Annotated in this window: 20 protein-coding genes; 5 read left to right on the top strand and 15 right to left on the bottom strand. The window is 60.8% G+C overall.

Going from position 1 to position 16,601, the window contains the following annotated elements:
- Window positions 1–2 precede the first annotated feature (2 nt).
- From PV407_RS04310 to PV407_RS04375, 14 genes are all read right to left on the bottom strand, one after another.
- Window positions 3–1,553 (bottom strand): baseplate J/gp47 family protein, encoded by a 1,551-nt coding sequence (locus PV407_RS04310; RefSeq protein ID WP_332088637.1) that lies wholly within the window; start codon window positions 1,551–1,553, stop codon window positions 3–5.
- Window positions 1,553–2,017 (bottom strand): DUF2634 domain-containing protein, encoded by a 465-nt coding sequence (locus PV407_RS04315; protein ID WP_332088638.1) that lies wholly within the window; start codon window positions 2,015–2,017, stop codon window positions 1,553–1,555. The genes PV407_RS04310 and PV407_RS04315 overlap by 1 nt, the downstream gene beginning before the upstream one ends.
- A gap of 1 nt (window position 2,018) precedes the next feature.
- Window positions 2,019–2,411 (bottom strand): hypothetical protein, encoded by a 393-nt coding sequence (locus tag PV407_RS04320; RefSeq protein ID WP_332088639.1) that lies wholly within the window; start codon window positions 2,409–2,411, stop codon window positions 2,019–2,021.
- Complete coding sequence (locus PV407_RS04325) at window positions 2,398–3,408, bottom strand: XkdQ/YqbQ family protein (protein ID WP_332088640.1); 1,011 nt, start codon at window positions 3,406–3,408, stop codon at window positions 2,398–2,400. Before PV407_RS04325 ends, PV407_RS04320 begins: the two co-directional genes overlap by 14 nt.
- Window positions 3,405–4,043: a LysM peptidoglycan-binding domain-containing protein gene (locus tag PV407_RS04330; protein WP_332088706.1), complete on the bottom strand. Its 639-nt coding sequence runs from the start codon at window positions 4,041–4,043 to the stop codon at window positions 3,405–3,407. The genes PV407_RS04325 and PV407_RS04330 overlap by 4 nt, the downstream gene beginning before the upstream one ends.
- Window positions 4,044–4,072: 29 nt before the next feature.
- Window positions 4,073–6,583, bottom strand: a complete 2,511-nt coding sequence (locus PV407_RS04335; protein ID WP_332088641.1) for a hypothetical protein — start codon at window positions 6,581–6,583, stop codon at window positions 4,073–4,075.
- A gap of 6 nt (window positions 6,584–6,589) precedes the next feature.
- Window positions 6,590–6,748 (bottom strand): hypothetical protein, encoded by a 159-nt coding sequence (locus PV407_RS04340; protein WP_332088642.1) that lies wholly within the window; start codon window positions 6,746–6,748, stop codon window positions 6,590–6,592.
- Window positions 6,749–6,771: 23 nt separating this feature from the next.
- Window positions 6,772–7,161, bottom strand: a complete 390-nt coding sequence (locus tag PV407_RS04345) for a phage tail assembly chaperone (RefSeq protein ID WP_332088643.1) — start codon at window positions 7,159–7,161, stop codon at window positions 6,772–6,774.
- Window positions 7,162–7,194: 33 nt separating this feature from the next.
- Window positions 7,195–7,599: a phage tail tube protein gene (locus tag PV407_RS04350; RefSeq protein WP_332088644.1), complete on the bottom strand. Its 405-nt coding sequence runs from the start codon at window positions 7,597–7,599 to the stop codon at window positions 7,195–7,197.
- 15 nt (window positions 7,600–7,614) lie between these two features.
- Window positions 7,615–9,084 (bottom strand): phage tail sheath subtilisin-like domain-containing protein, encoded by a 1,470-nt coding sequence (locus PV407_RS04355; RefSeq protein WP_332088645.1) that lies wholly within the window; start codon window positions 9,082–9,084, stop codon window positions 7,615–7,617.
- Window positions 9,084–9,308: a hypothetical protein gene (locus PV407_RS04360; RefSeq protein ID WP_332088646.1), complete on the bottom strand. Its 225-nt coding sequence runs from the start codon at window positions 9,306–9,308 to the stop codon at window positions 9,084–9,086. The genes PV407_RS04355 and PV407_RS04360 overlap by 1 nt, the downstream gene beginning before the upstream one ends.
- Before the next feature lie 62 nt (window positions 9,309–9,370).
- The gene (locus PV407_RS04365) at window positions 9,371–10,207 is read right to left on the bottom strand and encodes a hypothetical protein (RefSeq protein ID WP_332088647.1); all 837 of its coding nucleotides are present in this window, start codon (window positions 10,205–10,207) and stop codon (window positions 9,371–9,373) included.
- 116 nt (window positions 10,208–10,323) lie between these two features.
- The gene (locus tag PV407_RS04370) at window positions 10,324–10,488 is read right to left on the bottom strand and encodes a hypothetical protein (protein ID WP_332088648.1); all 165 of its coding nucleotides are present in this window, start codon (window positions 10,486–10,488) and stop codon (window positions 10,324–10,326) included.
- A 253-nt stretch (window positions 10,489–10,741) separates the two neighbouring features.
- Complete coding sequence (locus PV407_RS04375; protein ID WP_332088649.1) at window positions 10,742–11,374, bottom strand: hypothetical protein; 633 nt, start codon at window positions 11,372–11,374, stop codon at window positions 10,742–10,744.
- Between the two features lie 253 nt (window positions 11,375–11,627).
- Between PV407_RS04375 and PV407_RS04380 the strand changes: the two genes are divergently transcribed.
- From PV407_RS04380 to PV407_RS04390, 3 genes are all read left to right on the top strand, one after another.
- Entirely contained in the window at window positions 11,628–12,113 is a 486-nt protein-coding gene (locus PV407_RS04380; protein WP_332088650.1) for a helix-turn-helix domain-containing protein, read from the top strand.
- A gap of 89 nt (window positions 12,114–12,202) precedes the next feature.
- Window positions 12,203–12,835, top strand: coding sequence for an ImmA/IrrE family metallo-endopeptidase (locus PV407_RS04385; protein ID WP_332088651.1), 633 nt, complete (start codon window positions 12,203–12,205; stop codon window positions 12,833–12,835).
- The gene (locus PV407_RS04390; RefSeq protein WP_332088652.1) at window positions 12,822–13,244 is read left to right on the top strand and encodes a hypothetical protein; all 423 of its coding nucleotides are present in this window, start codon (window positions 12,822–12,824) and stop codon (window positions 13,242–13,244) included. The genes PV407_RS04385 and PV407_RS04390 overlap by 14 nt, the downstream gene beginning before the upstream one ends.
- A gap of 356 nt (window positions 13,245–13,600) precedes the next feature.
- Here PV407_RS04390 and PV407_RS04395 read toward each other — a convergent pair whose 3' ends face one another.
- Entirely contained in the window at window positions 13,601–14,116 is a 516-nt protein-coding gene (locus PV407_RS04395) for a CcdC family protein (protein ID WP_332088653.1), read from the bottom strand.
- A 242-nt stretch (window positions 14,117–14,358) separates the two neighbouring features.
- On the opposite strand from PV407_RS04395, the gene PV407_RS04400 reads away from it, so the two are divergent.
- Together PV407_RS04400 and PV407_RS04405 are read left to right on the top strand one after the other, a co-directional pair.
- Window positions 14,359–14,823, top strand: a complete 465-nt coding sequence (locus tag PV407_RS04400; RefSeq protein WP_332088654.1) for a MarR family winged helix-turn-helix transcriptional regulator — start codon at window positions 14,359–14,361, stop codon at window positions 14,821–14,823.
- The gene (locus tag PV407_RS04405; protein ID WP_332088655.1) at window positions 14,801–16,552 is read left to right on the top strand and encodes an ABC transporter ATP-binding protein; all 1,752 of its coding nucleotides are present in this window, start codon (window positions 14,801–14,803) and stop codon (window positions 16,550–16,552) included. The genes PV407_RS04400 and PV407_RS04405 overlap by 23 nt, the downstream gene beginning before the upstream one ends.
- Window positions 16,553–16,601: the final 49 nt, after the last annotated feature.

Below are 16,601 nucleotides of genomic sequence, written 5' to 3' on the forward strand. Positions count from 1 at the left end.
GCTCACGTCAGCGTCACCGTCCCTAATACCGCCACTTCCTGGATGCCGACGACCGTGTTGTCGCCTTTACCGTTGACGAGCAAGTCATCGTAATCTAGAACGCCGGCCGTATCGAGAATGGCTTGGCCGATGCGGACATGTCGAACATCGTTATCTTCGGCAAAAGCAAGGGAGCGAATATAATCGGCGATGTTCCGCTCCACCGCGGCCCTGACGCTCGTCGGATCGTACCCGCTTGATAGGGTTAAGGAGGCGGAAACGGAAATCGGGACGGGGGCGGCCGATTCAACCTTCACTTTTGCCCCGATCGGAGCCTTCCCTTCTCCGGAATCCTTCGAAAAAGCGGATCGATATTCTAACCGATCGACCCATAAAGTCGTCGTCGTATCATCCCTGAGACGAAACAGGCGAAGTTGAATATTGTCCGACCCGTTCCAGAAGAAAGGCAAGGTTACGTAATCGAAGCTTTCGCTTAGTTGGTCGGCGCGGAATAAAAACAAAGCATCTTCGTTCCCGTTCGGAGCGGTCTTTGCCCAGTCCATTGTCGATATATTAAAGACGCTTGCCTGGAACACGTTAGTCGAACCGGCCGTGCTGCTCGCTTTCACCCGCACTCTAGCATGCCAAAGCCCCGGCTTCGGCAATAGCGGAGCTAGCGACTGGTAGACGGTGCCGGCATCCTGCGGATCATACGTCATTTTGACATATTCTCCGTCAATGGACGCACCGAACCCGCCAATCGACTGTTCGGCCGCTTTCTCTTCGAAAATCCATGTCGGCGCTATATATTGCTGAACCTCGTCGACCAGACTTTGCGACGCCGGTTCTTTATTGGTATTGATAATCGCTACGCTGACCGTGCCGGGACCGTCCCGAACCGGGATAACCGACACTCCGCCGACCCCCGCCACTTCCAGCGCCCAATTGATATAGTCCGCTTTATTGCCGCCGGCGGACGGGCTGCTCACCTTTTGAAAGTACCGCGAGCGAAGAGAATCGTCGCTTTCGGTCTCCGTTCCGCCCGTCATGGCGGACGGATTCGTTACTTTCAAGATACCCGCCACCGGGGTGACCATCAGGCTGATAGCCCCCGCCGATACGTTGCCGGCGGCTCCGGCCACGACAGCTTCAACGGCGGCCATAGCCGTCCCCGTACTTCCCAACACAACCTCCCGGTTCGTCACAAACTCCACCGAAGACGTCCCCGTCACGCGATCGGCCGGCGTAGCGACTCGTGTCCCTGCGGGGACGACCGTACCGGCTTTGCCGGCAAACTCGACCTGGCCTCTCGCCTTCACCGCCGGGCGCCGTGTCAGCCCGTGCTCCTCGCAGCGCATGTCCAAATACGGCCCGAACGTCGTGCCGGCAAAGCCCCGGCGCAGCACCTCCTGCGCCCAAATCGCCGCTTGGGCGAGCTCGATCGCCGCCGGCGCCAACGCGTCCCATATAAAAGAACCCTCCGACTTGTCGAGATCGGAGGGCAAGCTGTCCAGCATACGCTGGCGTATCGTTTCTTCCGTTTGATCCTGCAAATAGTTCGGCAAAACCGCCATCAGCTCGTCACCACGCTTCCGTCCATCCTCGATTTTTGCCCGCGCACGTTCGTCGCTTCGCATTGAAAGAAGCAGCGTTCGCCGTCCCACTCGAACGAAAAAGGACCGACCCGGTCCGTACGCGGATCCGTCTTCAACGCTTCCGTCGTCATTCGGACGATTTCCGACTCGACCGCCCGGCGCGACAAATTGCGCGGGATGAGCTCGTCGTATTCTTGACCGTACTTGCGGGAATACGCCAAATACGTGTACCGCTCGGTGCGTATCGTTTTTTTGCACCATTCGAGCCAAGCTTCCGCATCCGAGCATTCCGCGATTTTGCCCGTCGGGGTCGTTACGAAATCGCCCAGCTCATAGTCGAATCGCCAGCTGCGCCCGAACTTCACTTGTCCTGCGGCGGTGCCGTCGGTACTACCGGCGGGGGTGCCAGAACTCTCTCCGGCGACGGGAAACAAATTCGGCATATCAGCGCACCACCTTGCACAGCACGACCGCCTCGGAGCCGCCGGCGACCGGAACGGCCAGCACCCTGTCTCCGGGCTTCAAGCCGTCTTTGAGCGCCAGCTTCACGCCTTCGATCTCCGCTTCGTCGAACCGGAACGTGCCGCTGCCCGTAACGGACCCGCCATCGCTATCCCGCAGCCCGGTGACGTCTCCGGAAAGCGTAAATGCGGGGAGCTTCAAGGTCACGTCCCAATCCGCGATCAAAAAATCTTGGAGCTCATGCTTGAACGAATCGAGCTTCAGCCCGCTTCCCGTAATCGTGCCCAGCTCGGAAGGGACGCCCGACAATGCGGTCGCCGCGTGCCCGGCCATTCGCTGCTCCAAGACGGAGGCCAATTTTTTAAACGGGTCCATCCATGAAATACCTCCTTTTGACGTAATCGAACGCCGCCAGCTCCAGCGACATTTTGCCGGGCCGCCCGAGCTCGTGGCGGACGGACGTGACGATCAGATCCATCCCGCTTCCGAGCAAATGCACGCGGTCGCCGGCTCGTATCGTATTCACGTCGATCGCCGTCACGCTGAACGTTTCCTGCACGCCCGACAAATACCCTTTCGCCGCGGCGGCCGCTTCGCTTACGGTCGTAATGTCGCTGTCCATGACGACTTTTTGCAGCGTGCCGTACATGTCCGTATCTTTCGATTCCACGGCCAAAATTTCCGTCGCGCTCTCCGGATTTTCTTCCTTGCCGAGCACTTTGACTTTCGTCACCGTCCCTTCGAGCGTCCGCCGCTGCGTCAAGGATTCGATATTGCCGCTCGGCTCAAGCGCCCATACCGTCTCGTTGCCGCCGATCGGGAACAGCTCGAGGCCGTTCGGCGTCATTCGGGGCCGGTACAGCTCCCCGCCTTTGCGCGCCGTTTCTTTCAGATCGGAGGCGATCATCGCGTATATCGATTGCGCCCGATATACTTTTTTGCTCAGCGTACGGACCGTATCCGGAATTCGATACAGCCGGATATCCCAGTCCGCGGCATACTTTTCAAGACGCTGCGACGCCGTCTGCCCGGCCGGGAACACGTACTCGTCCTCCGATTTCGACAAATAGATCGTCCGGTCGTACAGCGTCACCGTCAGCCGATCGGCCCCGTGGTAGCTGTTTTCGCAATCCCAGACGACGCCGGGATGCAGCAAATACGCCATGTCCGTCCCCTGATGGGGAACGCCGGAGACGCGAATTTCTTGTCCGGGCCGGATGCCGGGGAAATCCGCCGGGACCATCATAGTAACCGTGGCCCTGTAGGCGATTTCGTCGAGCGATTCCTCCAGCGAAATGCTTTCGATCAAATCGCCGAGCAAGTAACGGTTGTCCAGCACGACTTCGTACGCGCGGGTTTCGGCGCTGCTCATGTCGGCATCACCAGCTCTTGTCCCGGCGAGATCAGATCGGGATTCGGGCCGATCACGGCCGCGTTCAGGTCGTAAATATCCCGCCAGCGGCTGCCCGAGCCGAAGTTCAATTTGGCAATCGCCCATAGCGTATCGCCGGATCGCACCGTATACGTTTTCGGGACGGGCTTCAGATCGGGTCTCGCCTCCGCCGCGGACGCCCCGCCCGATAGTTCGGCCACGCTGCGAATCTGGTAGTCTTTCCACGTACGGAAGGTCAGATCGAAGTAAACATCGCCGGGCTCGTTCGCGCGAAACGTGCTGTTATGCGAGGCGATGATGACCAGCACGTTGACCTCCGAAGGCGTAATCATCAGCCGCAGCGGCTGCCGCTCGGACATCCACGTGTTGAGCTGATTCATCGTTTGCTGCGGGTCCGGAATATTTTCGTAGCGGCAGTAGCTGAGGTCGGCCTCGGCCGGAAAAAAGGACGAGAACGAAATTTCTTTGATCTTCTCTCCGTGCGGCACGTCGATTTCGCCCAAATTGATGATTTGGAACGTTTCGAAGCCGCGCTCGCGCCGAATGCCGATTTCGGTCGGGTTGACCGGGAACCACAGCTTCCCTCCGGCCGCATCCTCCAGCGTAATGTCGATCGGCTTCATCAGATCGGTATAGGCGTAGCTCATTTCGTCACCACCTGATTATCCATGGACGCTTTCATCTTGCTGACGATTTCCCAGCCGATGCGTCTGGCCAAGCTTTCTTCGTCGATTTCTTCTTTCGGCATCACGACCTGGACGCCTTCTACGTTGATGTTGTAGATGTTCTCGCCGGGAGCCGGCGCTTCGTAGCCATAGCCGGGCTGGGCGGGCGCGGGCGGTACCGCTTTCGCGTTCGTTTTTCGTTTCTTGCCTTTGGCCGGACCCGTCGGGTATAGATCCAATTGCGAAAACGAATCGACGGTCGGTGGTGCGGGCTGCTTCGCGGCTTCGGCCGACGGAGCGGCCTTTTTGCCGAACAGCTTGCCCCCTAGCCAATTGCCGAGCTTGTCCCCCAGCATGCCGCCGATCATCCCGCCCGCGGCCGTACCGATTCCGGGCAAAATGGCGCTCCCGAGAGCGGCGCCGATAGCGGCCCCCCCTGCTCCGAACGCAACGGCGGTTGCGGCTTGCGCTTTGTTATCCGCCGTGGCGATTTCCATCGCTCCCGAGACGAGCCTTAAGGGCGCTGCGGATTTGGCACCCGCTTTCAACAGCTTGCCGGCTCCTTTTGCTGCGTTTTTCAGCGAAAATTTCTCGTTCGCGGCCGCCGCTTCGTCCATAAAACCGGCCGCATTGCCGCCCGGTACCGGCGGCATGCTTTTCGCCGCGCCGTTCGTCGGCCTCGGGCTCGCTCCTCCTTTGGTCTTGCCTTTGGCTCCTTTAGTTCGCGGTCCCTTTCGCTCTTGGTCGGCTGCAGCTCCGGAGCCCGTCTGCGCACCCGCGGCCGCTCCCGACCCGGATCCGGCCCCCGAGCCGCCTGCAAAAATGCCGACGATATTTTTAATCGCCTCGGCTAACGTGTCGATCGATTTGGCAAAAGATTCGATCGACTTGCCAAACTTCTCGGGAATGTCCGCGAACGAGCCGATCGACTTGGCGAATTTTTCGGGCAGCTCCGCAAAAGAGCCGATCGATTTGGCGAACCTTTCAGGCAGCTCCGCAAAAGAGCCGATCGATTTGGCGAATGCCGCAGGGACATCGGCCAACTCCTTCAACGACTTCGCAAACTTGGAGGGCAGCTCCGCAAAAGTGGCGATCGAGGCTGAAAATTTCGCCGGCACTTCGGCCAATTGGCCCAATGACTCGGCGAATTTCGCCGGAATCTCCGCGAACGTGCCGATCGACTCCGCGAACTTCGCCGGTACCTCCGCCAGCTTCCCGAGCGACTCGGCGAATTTCGCCGGAATCTCCGCGAACGTGCCGATCGACTCCGCGAACTTCGCCGGTACCTCCGCCAACTTCCCGAGCGACTCGGCGAACTTCGCCGGAATCTCCGCGAACGTGCCGATCGACTCTGCAAACTTCGCCGGTACCTCCGCCAACTTCCCTAGCGACTCGGCGAATTTCGCCGGAATCTCCGCGAACGTGCCGATCGACTCCGCAAACTTGGCGGGTACCTCCGCCAGCTTTCCTAGCGACTCGGCGAATTTCGCCGGAATCTCCGCGAACGTGCCGATCGACTCCGCAAACTTCGCCGGTACCTCCGCCAGCTTCCCTAGCGACTCGGCGAATTTCGCCGGAATCTCCGCGAACGTGCCGATCGATTCCGCAAACTTGGCGGGTACCTCCGCCAGCTTCCCTAGCGACTCGGCGAATTTCGCCGGGATCTCCGCGAACGTGCCGATCGATTCCGCAAACTTGGCGGGTACCTCCGCCAGCTTCCCTAGCGACTCGGCGAATTTCGCCGGGATCTCCGCGAACGTGCCGATCGATTCCGCGAACTTCGCTGGTACCTCCGCCAGCTTCCCTAGCGACTCGGCGAATTTCGCCGGAATCTCCGCAAACGTTCCGATCGACTCCGCAAACTTGGCGGGCACCTCCGCCAGCTTCCCTAGCGACTCGGCGAACTTCGCGGGGATCTCCGCGAACGTGCCGATCGATTCCGCGAACTTCGCAGGCACTTCCGCCAGCTTCCCTAGCGATTCGGCGAATTTCGCCGGAATCTCCGCGAACGTGCCGATTGACTCCGCGAACTTCGCTGGCACTTCCGCCAGCTTCATCAGCGACTCCCTCAGCTCGTCGATCGACTGAGCGAATTGCTTCGGAATTTCCGCGAACGTTTTGACGGTATCGGCGATGTTTTTCACGCCCGCCGTAAATTGGTTGAAGCCTTCGGCAAGCGCTTTGACGCCTTCGGCGAACGTTTTAAAGTCGTCGAACTTGCCTTTCTTCGTTTCATTCGAAGCCTGGACGGTTACCGCTACGTTGCTGACGGTTACGGCAACGGCGACGGCGGATTTTCCCCCGCCGCCGCTCGTACCCGGCCTGGCCGCTTGACTCATGCTTCCCAGTCGCTCGAACGCTTTGGCCACCCGCTGCGCATACTGCTCGATTCTGTAAAACGCCACGATCGTCCGGTTGACCGAATCCTTCAACCGATCCTGCGATCGCGTCAGCCGGTCCAAGCTGTCCAAAGCTTCCAAACTGGCCACCCTTCCTCACCGCCTTCCCGACCTCGACATATGCGCGCGGTACCGCGCTTCCTCCGCCTCCAGCTCGAGCTCCATGCTGGCCAGCAAAAACAGCTGCTCGCCGCGCGGCAGCTGCCAAAACGCTCCGGGGCGCAGGTGGTGCCGGACCCATATGAGGTGCAGCATGCCCGCCAGCCCCCCGGAGTCGATCAGTTTTTTACTTCGTCGAGCGTCGTGTTGAAGCCGCTCAGGTCGAGCACCTCGTCGCCGAGAGCGGACAGCTCGCCTGCAAGCAAAACGCGCTTGATCACTTCCTCGCCGCCGCTCGCTTCGTATTTCGCCAGCAGCCGGGAGTCTCCCCAGTTCGGGGAGACGGTGGCTGCGGCGATGAGGGCGACGTTGAACTGCTCTTCGTCCAGCCGCTCGGTCTTTTGCCCGCGGCGGTCGGAACGCTCGGTGCACCGCTCGCGCAGCGTATACACCTGCTTGCCGGTCAGGCCGCGAAGCGTCACCGGGATGCCGAGTCGCGCCAGCGTGACCGTTTTTTCCGGAAGCCGGTCGGCGTCGAGCAGTTTTTGCAGCACTTGATCGTCCATCATCGTCGGTTACCTCCCGTTCAATCGTGTTCTTCGTTACACCGCGACTACGCGGTCGTTGAGCGTATATTCTTCGAACGTGAAGGAGATTTCTTCCTTCACTTCTTCGCCGGCCGTCCAGTTGGCGAGCTGCAGCTTGTCGAGCATGACGTTTTTGAGCGTGATCGTCTCGAAGCCGAACGCTTCGGGATCCTCCAGCTTGCTGATCAGCTCGAACTTATTGAAGCCGCGGGCGATCATATCGCTCGTCACCTTGAAGCCGCTGATCGTGCCGGTCCCTTTCATCGGCCCTTTTTTATGGCGGACCCACGGGTCGCCGGCCAGATTCAGCTCTTTTTTCTGGATTTCCACGTTCGCCTCCAGATGGTTGAAGTTGCTCTGCCAAACGCCGTCGATAAAAATTTTGCCGTACGTGCCCATAAATACGCGATTCGCATCCATCGATTCGGTTCCTCCTTAGAGCACGACGAACGTGCCGAAAATTTGTTCCATCGCATCCGTCAGACGGGCTTCCCAGTTCAAATACACTTGATCCGGCTCCGGTGTGAAAACGGCCGTCGGGCCGTAATAGAGCGGATCGAGGAACACGTCCCAGCCCTCGGTCTCGATGACCCCGGACTGCGCGAGCGACTGCATGTACTGCTTGGCCGCCCCGATCAAAGCGAGCCGGCCTTCGGCCGTATTGTTCACTTTGCCGATATAGCCGTTTTCGGCCGTAGCGGTCAAATCCGCCTGGATCGCGTCGATCACGCGGATCGTGCGGATTTTTTTCCAGGCGTTGTTTTGCCCTTGGCGCAGGCTCGTCAAGGAGTTGATGCCGCGAAGCGCCTTGACCCGTTTCCCGTCGTGAACGAGCAAAAAGACGCCCCCCGCCGCGGCCTGCTCCTGCTCGCCGCGCGTCCAGCGGCGGGTAACGTCGTCGAACGGAGTCGCCGCATACGTCGTCGATTCGCTCAGCTTCTGACCGGCGATCAAGCCGGCCACGTAAGCGGACAGCTGCGCCGAGCTGTAGCTGACGCCGCTCAAAATCGCGCCCGTGCCGACGTTGACGACGGCCTCGTGGTTGAACGCGGCGCTACGCGCCGTTGCCGCCCCGACCGCGGACGTACCCGTATCATCGGCGGTCGAGCCTCCGAGCACGGCGATGACCGGCTTCCCTTCCGAGCGCACGCGGGCGACCCACGAAACGACGCTCGCCTGGATCGCCGGATCGGCCACGCCGTCAAGCGCGAACAGGTCGAACTGCTGCGTTTCGCAGGCGGACAGCGCATCCGTATAGTCGGCGCCGGCAATGCCGTCGATGCCCGAGTCGCCTCCGGCGAACGGGAAGCCGCTGCCGTCCTTCAAAGCGCCGCTGCCGTCGGCCAGCTTCGTCGCGGTTATCCATACGTTGGCCGTATCCGAATTGATCGCGTCGACGACCGCCTGGGCCGAACCGCTCGCGAACGTGAACGTTTTGAGCAGCGTCGTCCCTTCGAGCAGACGGACGTCTTTTTTCGTGCTGTCCACCGGGTTCGGCTGTACCGTTACTTGGAACTTGTTGCCCCGCTCGCCCGGATATTTCGCCTCCAGCTTGACGATCGCGACCGGCGTGGCAGCCGTGTCCTGCAGCGTGCAGCTCGCCTTGGCCGCGCCGTCGTCCGCCAGCCGGTAGGCGAGCACCGTTTTCGCTCCGCCGAGCAGCGCCAGCTTGAGCGTCGAGTACGCCGTCGCACCCGCCGTTTCGTCGCTCGTAAACGCCGCATCCGCGGCGGACTGGCCCGCAATTTCAACGAATTGCTTGACGGGGCCCCAGTGGGCTTTCACCGGCACCGCGACGACGCCTCGCGCGCCCGGTTGAACGGCTGCGATCGCCGCCGCCTGAAAATTCATGTACATGCCCGGCAATACGGGCATTTCCGTTTGACTCCAAGTTCCTCCGGCCATTACGACAGCACCTTCCTTGTTTGAAATTGGCGGATCAACCGCTCCGTTTCTTCAATCGTGTACGCGGATTTGTCCGTCCCGTACAGCGCCCCCGTCACCACTTCCGGCTTCACGGCGAAAAGCGCCGCCGCGCTCGAAAGCAGCTCGTCCCGCGTATAAGCGGGACGGATCGCGGGTTCCGCGCCCTCGGCTTGCAGCGGCGCGGCTTCTTTTTTGGTTGCCATATGCGGATCCCCCCTTGTACGGGCCCTGGATAAGGACCCGGAAATGAAAAACGGCGATTCGGCTATCCGAAACCGCCGTCAATATGAACTTGTTCGATCAATGGGCCGCCTGGCGCCGACTTGGCTATCGTTTGACGGAGCACTGCCGTAAGCTGCCCTACGGTCAGGCCGTCCGCCGCGTAATCGCCGGATACGCTCGCGACGGCGGCGTACGTTTTGGCGACCGGGTCGAGCGGCAGCTTGGTCAAGCTCCCGAGACCGGCGGCCAACGTACGGATCATCGCCGTTTGTTCGCCGGCGTTTCGCCCGATGACGTGGCCGACTATGCTTTGGCGAAGCTCGGCCGCCGCCGCGTTCCGGTCCGCCGATTCGATTGGCCCGAGCCGCCACATGACGGCGGGAATCGCATACTGCTGCGGCCAACATGTACGGTAGACGCGCCAGTCCGCGCCAGCCTGCGCGGTCGTCCAAGCGGCCAACGCGCCAAGCCATGCGTCGGGCGCCGCGTTTTCGCCGCTTCCTACCGCGGCTACCGTAAAAGACAGCACCCGCACGAGCGCCTGAGCGGCTTCGTCGATTCGCTCGGACGCCGCCGTCCCTGCGTACCGGCACGTGAAGTCCGGCAGAGCCGCCGAGCTTTCCGTCAGCTTGACGCAGTCCAGCGCCAGTACGGCTTGGTCGGCCAACAGGTCCAACGCGGCCGCCGCATTCGCCTCGCCATAGAGAGCGACTTCGAACCGGCTCGTTCTGCCCAGCCACGGAGAGCCGTCCGACTGTTCCGCCAGCTTTACGGTCGCGTACGGCTTGGCGGTCGAGGCGGTCGGCTCGCCGATGTCGAAGCATCGCCCCGACAAATCGGCGAGGTCGGCCGCCAGCTTTGCTTTTATCGCATTGCGCATTTGGTTCACCTCGGTCGTTCCCGCGGGATCGTTTCGTTAGCGCCGGCGGGGCCTAACCCCGCTCCGGTTCGCCCCGCGCCTTCGCGGCGCTCGTTTTCGACTGCTGCACCCGGCTCTCACCTCCTTTCATGGCCGCTTTCATCCGCAGCGGCCTCATCCCGGTCGCAAACCGGCCGCATACAAAACTGCCGGCTCGCTTCCCATCTCCCCCAGACGCACGCCACGCATTTGGCCGGCTGCCTGTACATGCATTCGTCCTTTTCGCGTATAGTCCCGTTCACGATACTCCCCCCTTTCCCTTTCCGTTCCCGGCCAACAAAAAGACCGCCCTGCGGGCGGCCGTCTGCCGATCTGCTCCATATATTCGGTCGCTCCCTTTCGTCGCGGGCCTTCTTAAAGAACGTTCCCGACTTCCGTGCCGACCGGCTTTTGTTTTCGCTTCGTGTTCCTGACTCGATTATAAAACGAGAACATATGTTCGCACAAATTTCGTCGCTATCGTCCTTTATGTCGATTCCGTAAACCGGACCCCGGTCACGAAATCCCTTTCCGGTCGTCCCCGTAAATCTCCTTCGCGAGAAAACGGATCAGCTCCCGCTTCAGCTCGTGCAGCCGCTGACGCGATACGCCGATATGTCTGGCAATATGGTTCATCCGCCTTCCTTCCATAATCCATTCGAGCACCGTCCGCTGGCGGTCGTCGCTCACCCGTTCGGCCGCCTCATCGAGCCGCTTCACCTTCGCTTCCAGCTGCCGCAGACGGCTCCAATGCTTCTCGCGCATTTGCGCTTCGCGGTTCACCGAATCCGCGTGACGCCCTTTTCCTTTCGGCATCGCCCCGTCCAAGCCGTATACGCCGGTCAGTCCGGAACCGGCCTCCTGCAGCGCGTCACGGAGCCGGTCGATCTCCCGAACCATCCACGGATAATCTTTCAGCTCCTCTTCGACCTGCTCCATCTGTTCCGTTTTCGCCCGGGGCTTGTCCGGATCGCGATCGTAGCGGGACGACGCCGTTTGCTTCGTCTCCCACTGCGGACATTGTTCGATTTCGCCGATGGACCGCTGATGGATCCGGCAAATGCTTTTCGCCCCCCACAAGCTTCCCGGACAACGGCCGCACACCTCTTCGCGAAAAAAATCGAGTTGCTCCACCGTCGGTTTGTTCATGAATGCCAGCTCCTTTCGATATTTGGAAATACGCTTTTCGCGTCCGATCAACCGATACCCAATATAGGAACGTATGTTCCTATGTCCTATTATGTACGCGTTTCGCGTACTTTTCAACCGAATTTTTACGAAATGCTCCTAATATATTGAAAAAAAGTCCGCGATATGCGATTATGGTCGTAAGAACTCGGCCGATACCGGCGTTCGATTTCGGAAACCGGCCTTTTATGATGAAGAAGAACGTTCATGCCGGTTGACGGCAAGCGAGAAACGTCGGGAACGCCAAACAATCCTGTCGCACATCGGACCGGGAAGCGCGGCGGCGCAAGGGGAAACGGAGGAAGGCAAAGTGATCGGCGAAACGATTACGCAGCTGCGCAAACAAATGCGCTGGTCTCAGCAAACGGTAGCCGCCCGTCTCGGCATCGCCAAAAGCACATACGCCGGCTACGAATCGGGCTACCGCGAGCCTTCCGTCGATATGCTGGGGCAGCTGGCCGAGCTGTTCGGGGTTACCGTCGACCGATTGATCGGCAAACGTACGGACGAGCCCGTCGCAGCCGAGCAAGTTCCCGCACCCGCCGCGCCTGCAGCCGAATGGGACGACCCCGAGCTCGGCGTTTGGTTCAAGGAGCTGCTGGAAGCTCCGGAGGAACGAAGAGACGAGCTGCGACAAATATGGGAAATCATTAAAACGAGGGAGTCGGGCCGAAAGCCCGGCGACAAGCAGGGAGAGTAACGGCAGCCAACAACTTTCGCCCTACCGCAGGGCGTTTCTTTTCCGCCATATAGCGAACATATATTCGTATAATGAAAGGAGATTCGATTATGTACTCTTACCAGAGCACGCCGCTCGAACAATCGATCGAGCAGCTGTTCGGCGCCTTGAACATTCGCGAGCCGCACGAGCTCGACCCCGAGACGATCGCGGCGGGACTCGGCATCTGGCTCCACTATGCGCCGGTCGCCAGCCAGGCGATCGACCGGGCCGGCCTGCAGTCCGTCGTGCTCGACAACCGGCTGACGCGGCAGGAGCAGTGGCAGGATTTCGGGCACGAGCTGTGCCACCTGCTGCATCACGCGGGCAACCAGCTGACGATGGGCGAATCGTTTATCCGGTTCCAGGAAACGAAGGCGGCCAATTTCGCTTACCAGTTCTGCGTGCCTACGTTCATGCTGCTCCGCTGCGAGCTGCCGCGGCTCGAAGCCGAAGCGGTCGCGGTCATCGCCTCGCAGTTCGGCGTCACGCCCGAATTCGCCAAAGAACGGCTAAAGCGCCATAACCGCCAAGTGACGTCCAACCGGCTCGCGGAAAAGCTGACCGCCTACTTCCACGCCGAGCAGCTGTTCAAACGCAAGGAAGGAATCGACTACATCGTGCAGACGGGCCGCGGCAAAATGCTGTTTTGCCGGGAGCGCGGAGTGATCGGCTATATGGGGGATCGCGATGAATCCGAGTAAAGTGATACCCGTCGCCGCTACCGGCTATACGCGCAAATGGTTCGCGTTCGACCTGACGGGCAGCGACTTGGCGCAGCAGCCCCATCTGCGGCTTGGCGGCTTCTCGGAGGCGCTGTTCGCTCTGCGGCTCGGCGACAGCGGCCTCGTCTCGCTCGGCGTCGCGCGCGGCGACTATTTGCTGTTCAGCACGACGGCGCCGCTTCGCTCGTCCGGCCAAATTTCGCTCGTCCGCCAGGAGGACGAATACATCGTCCGCGAAACGTACTGGGACGGCGATACGACGATTTTGCGCGTACCCGGCGATACGTTTCCCGCATGGCGCCTGCCGACCGAAAACATCCGGATCACCGCCGTGCTCGACAGCGTCATCAAAGGCGACGAGCTCGCTCCGATCGTCTATTTCGGATGAACGCTTACGATTTTGCGCATGCGCTGCCGGAGCAAGCCGACCGCCCGATAAACGGAATCCGTTCGGCAAACGCGGTCCGTCGCAGACCAATGTTCAGCTTCCGAGGTACAACGGAACCGGATTCCGTTAAAAGAACGAATCGGTACCATGCAGCGTACATAACGGAACGGCCTGCCGCTAATTCGCTGAAAACAAGCTGCGTTTCCGACGATTTCCCCCAGAATAGCGGAATGCGGATTAATTCCGTTCCGCTAACGCAGCCATCAAGCATCCGCCCCCCTCGGACAACGGGCTCTATACCGCAAAAAAAACGGCGCCCGGAGCGCGTTCGCCCCGTTCGCCGTCTTCCTCTCCGATCACCGCCCGCCCTCGCCGCCGGCAGGTCCGTCCCGCTCCGCCATCCCGGCGAGCGTCGCCTTATACCGGCGCACCATCGCCAGCCGCCACGGCAAAATCATGCCGAACGCGAGCAGGAAAAAGAGCGCTCCCGTCTGCGGAACGCTGACCGCCCGCTCGACCAAATCGTGCAGCAGCAGCCGGATCGCCAGCAGCGCGACAATAATGACGATAAACGCCTTCGAGCGCACCAAATAAACATGCCCGTCCCGAACCTCGAATCTGGACGTCCAAATGAGCGGGTAGGCGAAAAAGAGCGCCCCGGCGAGCAAAGCGGCCGCCGCCCACATCCACGGCACGTGCGCGGCCGGAAACAAAAACATCGCGAACCCGGTCGCCATCCCGAGCGGGGGGATCATGATTTTTTTGAGCGAGGTCGCCTTCGCCGAAGCCTTGAGACGCACCGCGATTACGGCCGCGCCCCCGATCAGGGCGGCCAAAACCGAAGCCGCTTGCGGCAAATGCGTTGCTGTCACGTTCAAACACCTCCGGTCGGTCCGAATTGCATCCTCTGCCTCTATTGTACTCCCGCCCGCGGGGAAACATCAACGAACCGAATAAAGGAAAAAAAGATTGACAGCGGCCGGCGATCCCCCTACCCTTATAATTAGTCGGCTAACATTTGCAACGTTCTCATTTTCCTACATACCGTATATGTCCTTTTTCGAAAAGGAGGCGCTTTCGCCTGGAACCGAACCATCACCACGAAGCCCCGCTGATGGGCCTGATGGCCCGTCTGATGCGCCAGCATCATTACAATTCGCATTTGTCGCTGAAAGACCAGGACGTGCACCCCGGGCAGCCGCCGGTGCTGTTCGAGCTGTCCAGACACGACGGCCTCAGCCAAAGCGAGCTGGCCGCCAAAATGCGAGTCAAGCCCGCCACCGTCACCGTCATGCTGAACCGGATGGTGAAAAACGGCCACGTCGAACGCCGGCCCGACCCGAACGACCAGCGCGTGCAGCGCGTCTACTTGACGGACAAAGGCCGCGCCGCCGTACAGGAAGTGCGCGAGGCGCTGCAGGCGAGCGAGGCGTATGCGCTCCGGGGCGTGACGCCGGAGGAAAACATGCTGCTGCGCCGTCTGCTGCTCCATATGTTCGATAACGTGAAGCAGTACGAGCAGATCATTAGCCGGCAAATGAAGGAGGCTCCGCCCGATGACGCGAATCAAATGGACTGATTATTTGAAGCCGTACTGGCTCCCCGCGCTGCTCGCCCCGCTGCTCATGCTGCTGGAGGTGTTCATGGACCTGCTGCAGCCGAAGCTGATGGCGAACATCGTCAACAACGGCGTCATGACCGGCGATTTGGCGTACATCCGCAAAACCGGCCTTCTGATGCTCGCCGTCGCGCTCGCCGGACTCGTCGGGGGGATCGGCTGCACGATATATTCCAGCATCGCCTCGCAGCATTTCGGCGCCGATTTGCGCAAAGACGTGTTCGCGAAAGTGCAATCGTTTTCGTTCCGCAACCTGGACCGGTTCAAAGCCGGCTCGCTCGTCACGCGGCTGACGAACGACGTCGTGCAGATGCAAAACCTCGTACAGATGACGCTGCGCATTTTGGTGCGCTCGCCGTTTCTCGCCATCGGCAGCTGCATCATGGCGTTCCTGCTCAGCCCGAAGCTGGCGGTCGTGCTCGTCGTCGCGGTGCCGGTTCTGTTCGTGACCCAGTATTATCTCATTCGCGCCTCGTTCCCGTTGTTCTCGAAAGTGCAGAACAAGCTCGACGGCGTCAATACCGTGCTGCAGGAAAATTTGTCCGGCATTCGCGTCGTCAAGGCGTTCGTCCGGTCCGCTTTCGAAAACAGCCGCTTCGGCAAAGCGAACGCCGAGTTTACGGACGTCGCCGTCAAAGCGTCGCGCATCGTCGCCGTCAACATGCCGATCATGATGTTCATCATGAACGCCAGCATCGTAGCCGTGCTTTGGTACGGCGCGGACTTGAACTGGAGCGGCTCGCTGGCGGTCGGCGATCTGATCGCGTTCGTCAATTACGTGACGCAGCTGCTCTCCTCGCTGCTGATGGTCGGCATGATGATGGTATCCGTCTCGCGGGCGAAGGCGTCCGGCGACCGGATTCGCGAGGTGCTCGAAACGGAGCCGGAAATCCGCGACGCGGCGAACGCCCGGACCGGCGTCATTCGCGCCGGCCGCGTCGAATTCGACCGCGTGTCGTTCGGCTACGGCGGATCGCGCCGCGACTACGAGCTGACCGACGTCTCGTTCACGGCCGAGCCCGGCCAGACGGTCGCCATCCTCGGCTCGACCGGGGCGGGCAAATCGACGCTCGTCAACCTCATCTCCCGGCTGTACGAGGTGAGCGAAGGGGCGATCCGGATCGACGGCGTCGATATCCGCGACATCCGGCTCGACCATCTGCGCCGGCAAGTGGCGATGGTGCTGCAGGAAGCGATTTTGTTCAGCGGCACGATCCGCGACAACATCCGCTACGGCAAGCCCGAGGCGACGCAGGAGGAAATCGAGGAAGCGGCCCGCGCGGCACAGGCGGACGAATTCATCTCGCGCATGCCGGACGGCTACGACTCGATCATCGGACAGCGCGGCGTCAACTTGTCCGGCGGTCAGAAGCAGCGGGTGTCGATCGCCCGCGCCCTGCTCGTCCGCCCGGCGGTGCTCATTCTGGACGACAGCACGAGCGCCGTCGATCTCGGCACCGATTCGCGCATCCAGCAGGCGCTGAAACGGCTCATGGGCGAAAGCACGACGATCGTGATCGCCCAGCGCATCTCCTCCGTCATGGACGCCGACCAAATCGTCGTCATGGACGAAGGACGCATCGTCGCCATCGGGAAACACGACGAGCTGATGCGCAGCTGCGACGTTTATCAAGATATTTACGAGTCTCAGCTCGGAAAGGAGGAAATTCGCCATGGCGGGATCGTCTGACCGGAATTCGGCGCATACGCAAGCGCAAGCGCAAGCACAAGAGCAGCAC

It is taken from the genome of Paenibacillus sp. GYB003 (genome assembly GCF_036577625.1).
Lineage (GTDB): Bacteria > Bacillota > Bacilli > Paenibacillales > NBRC-103111 > Paenibacillus_AB.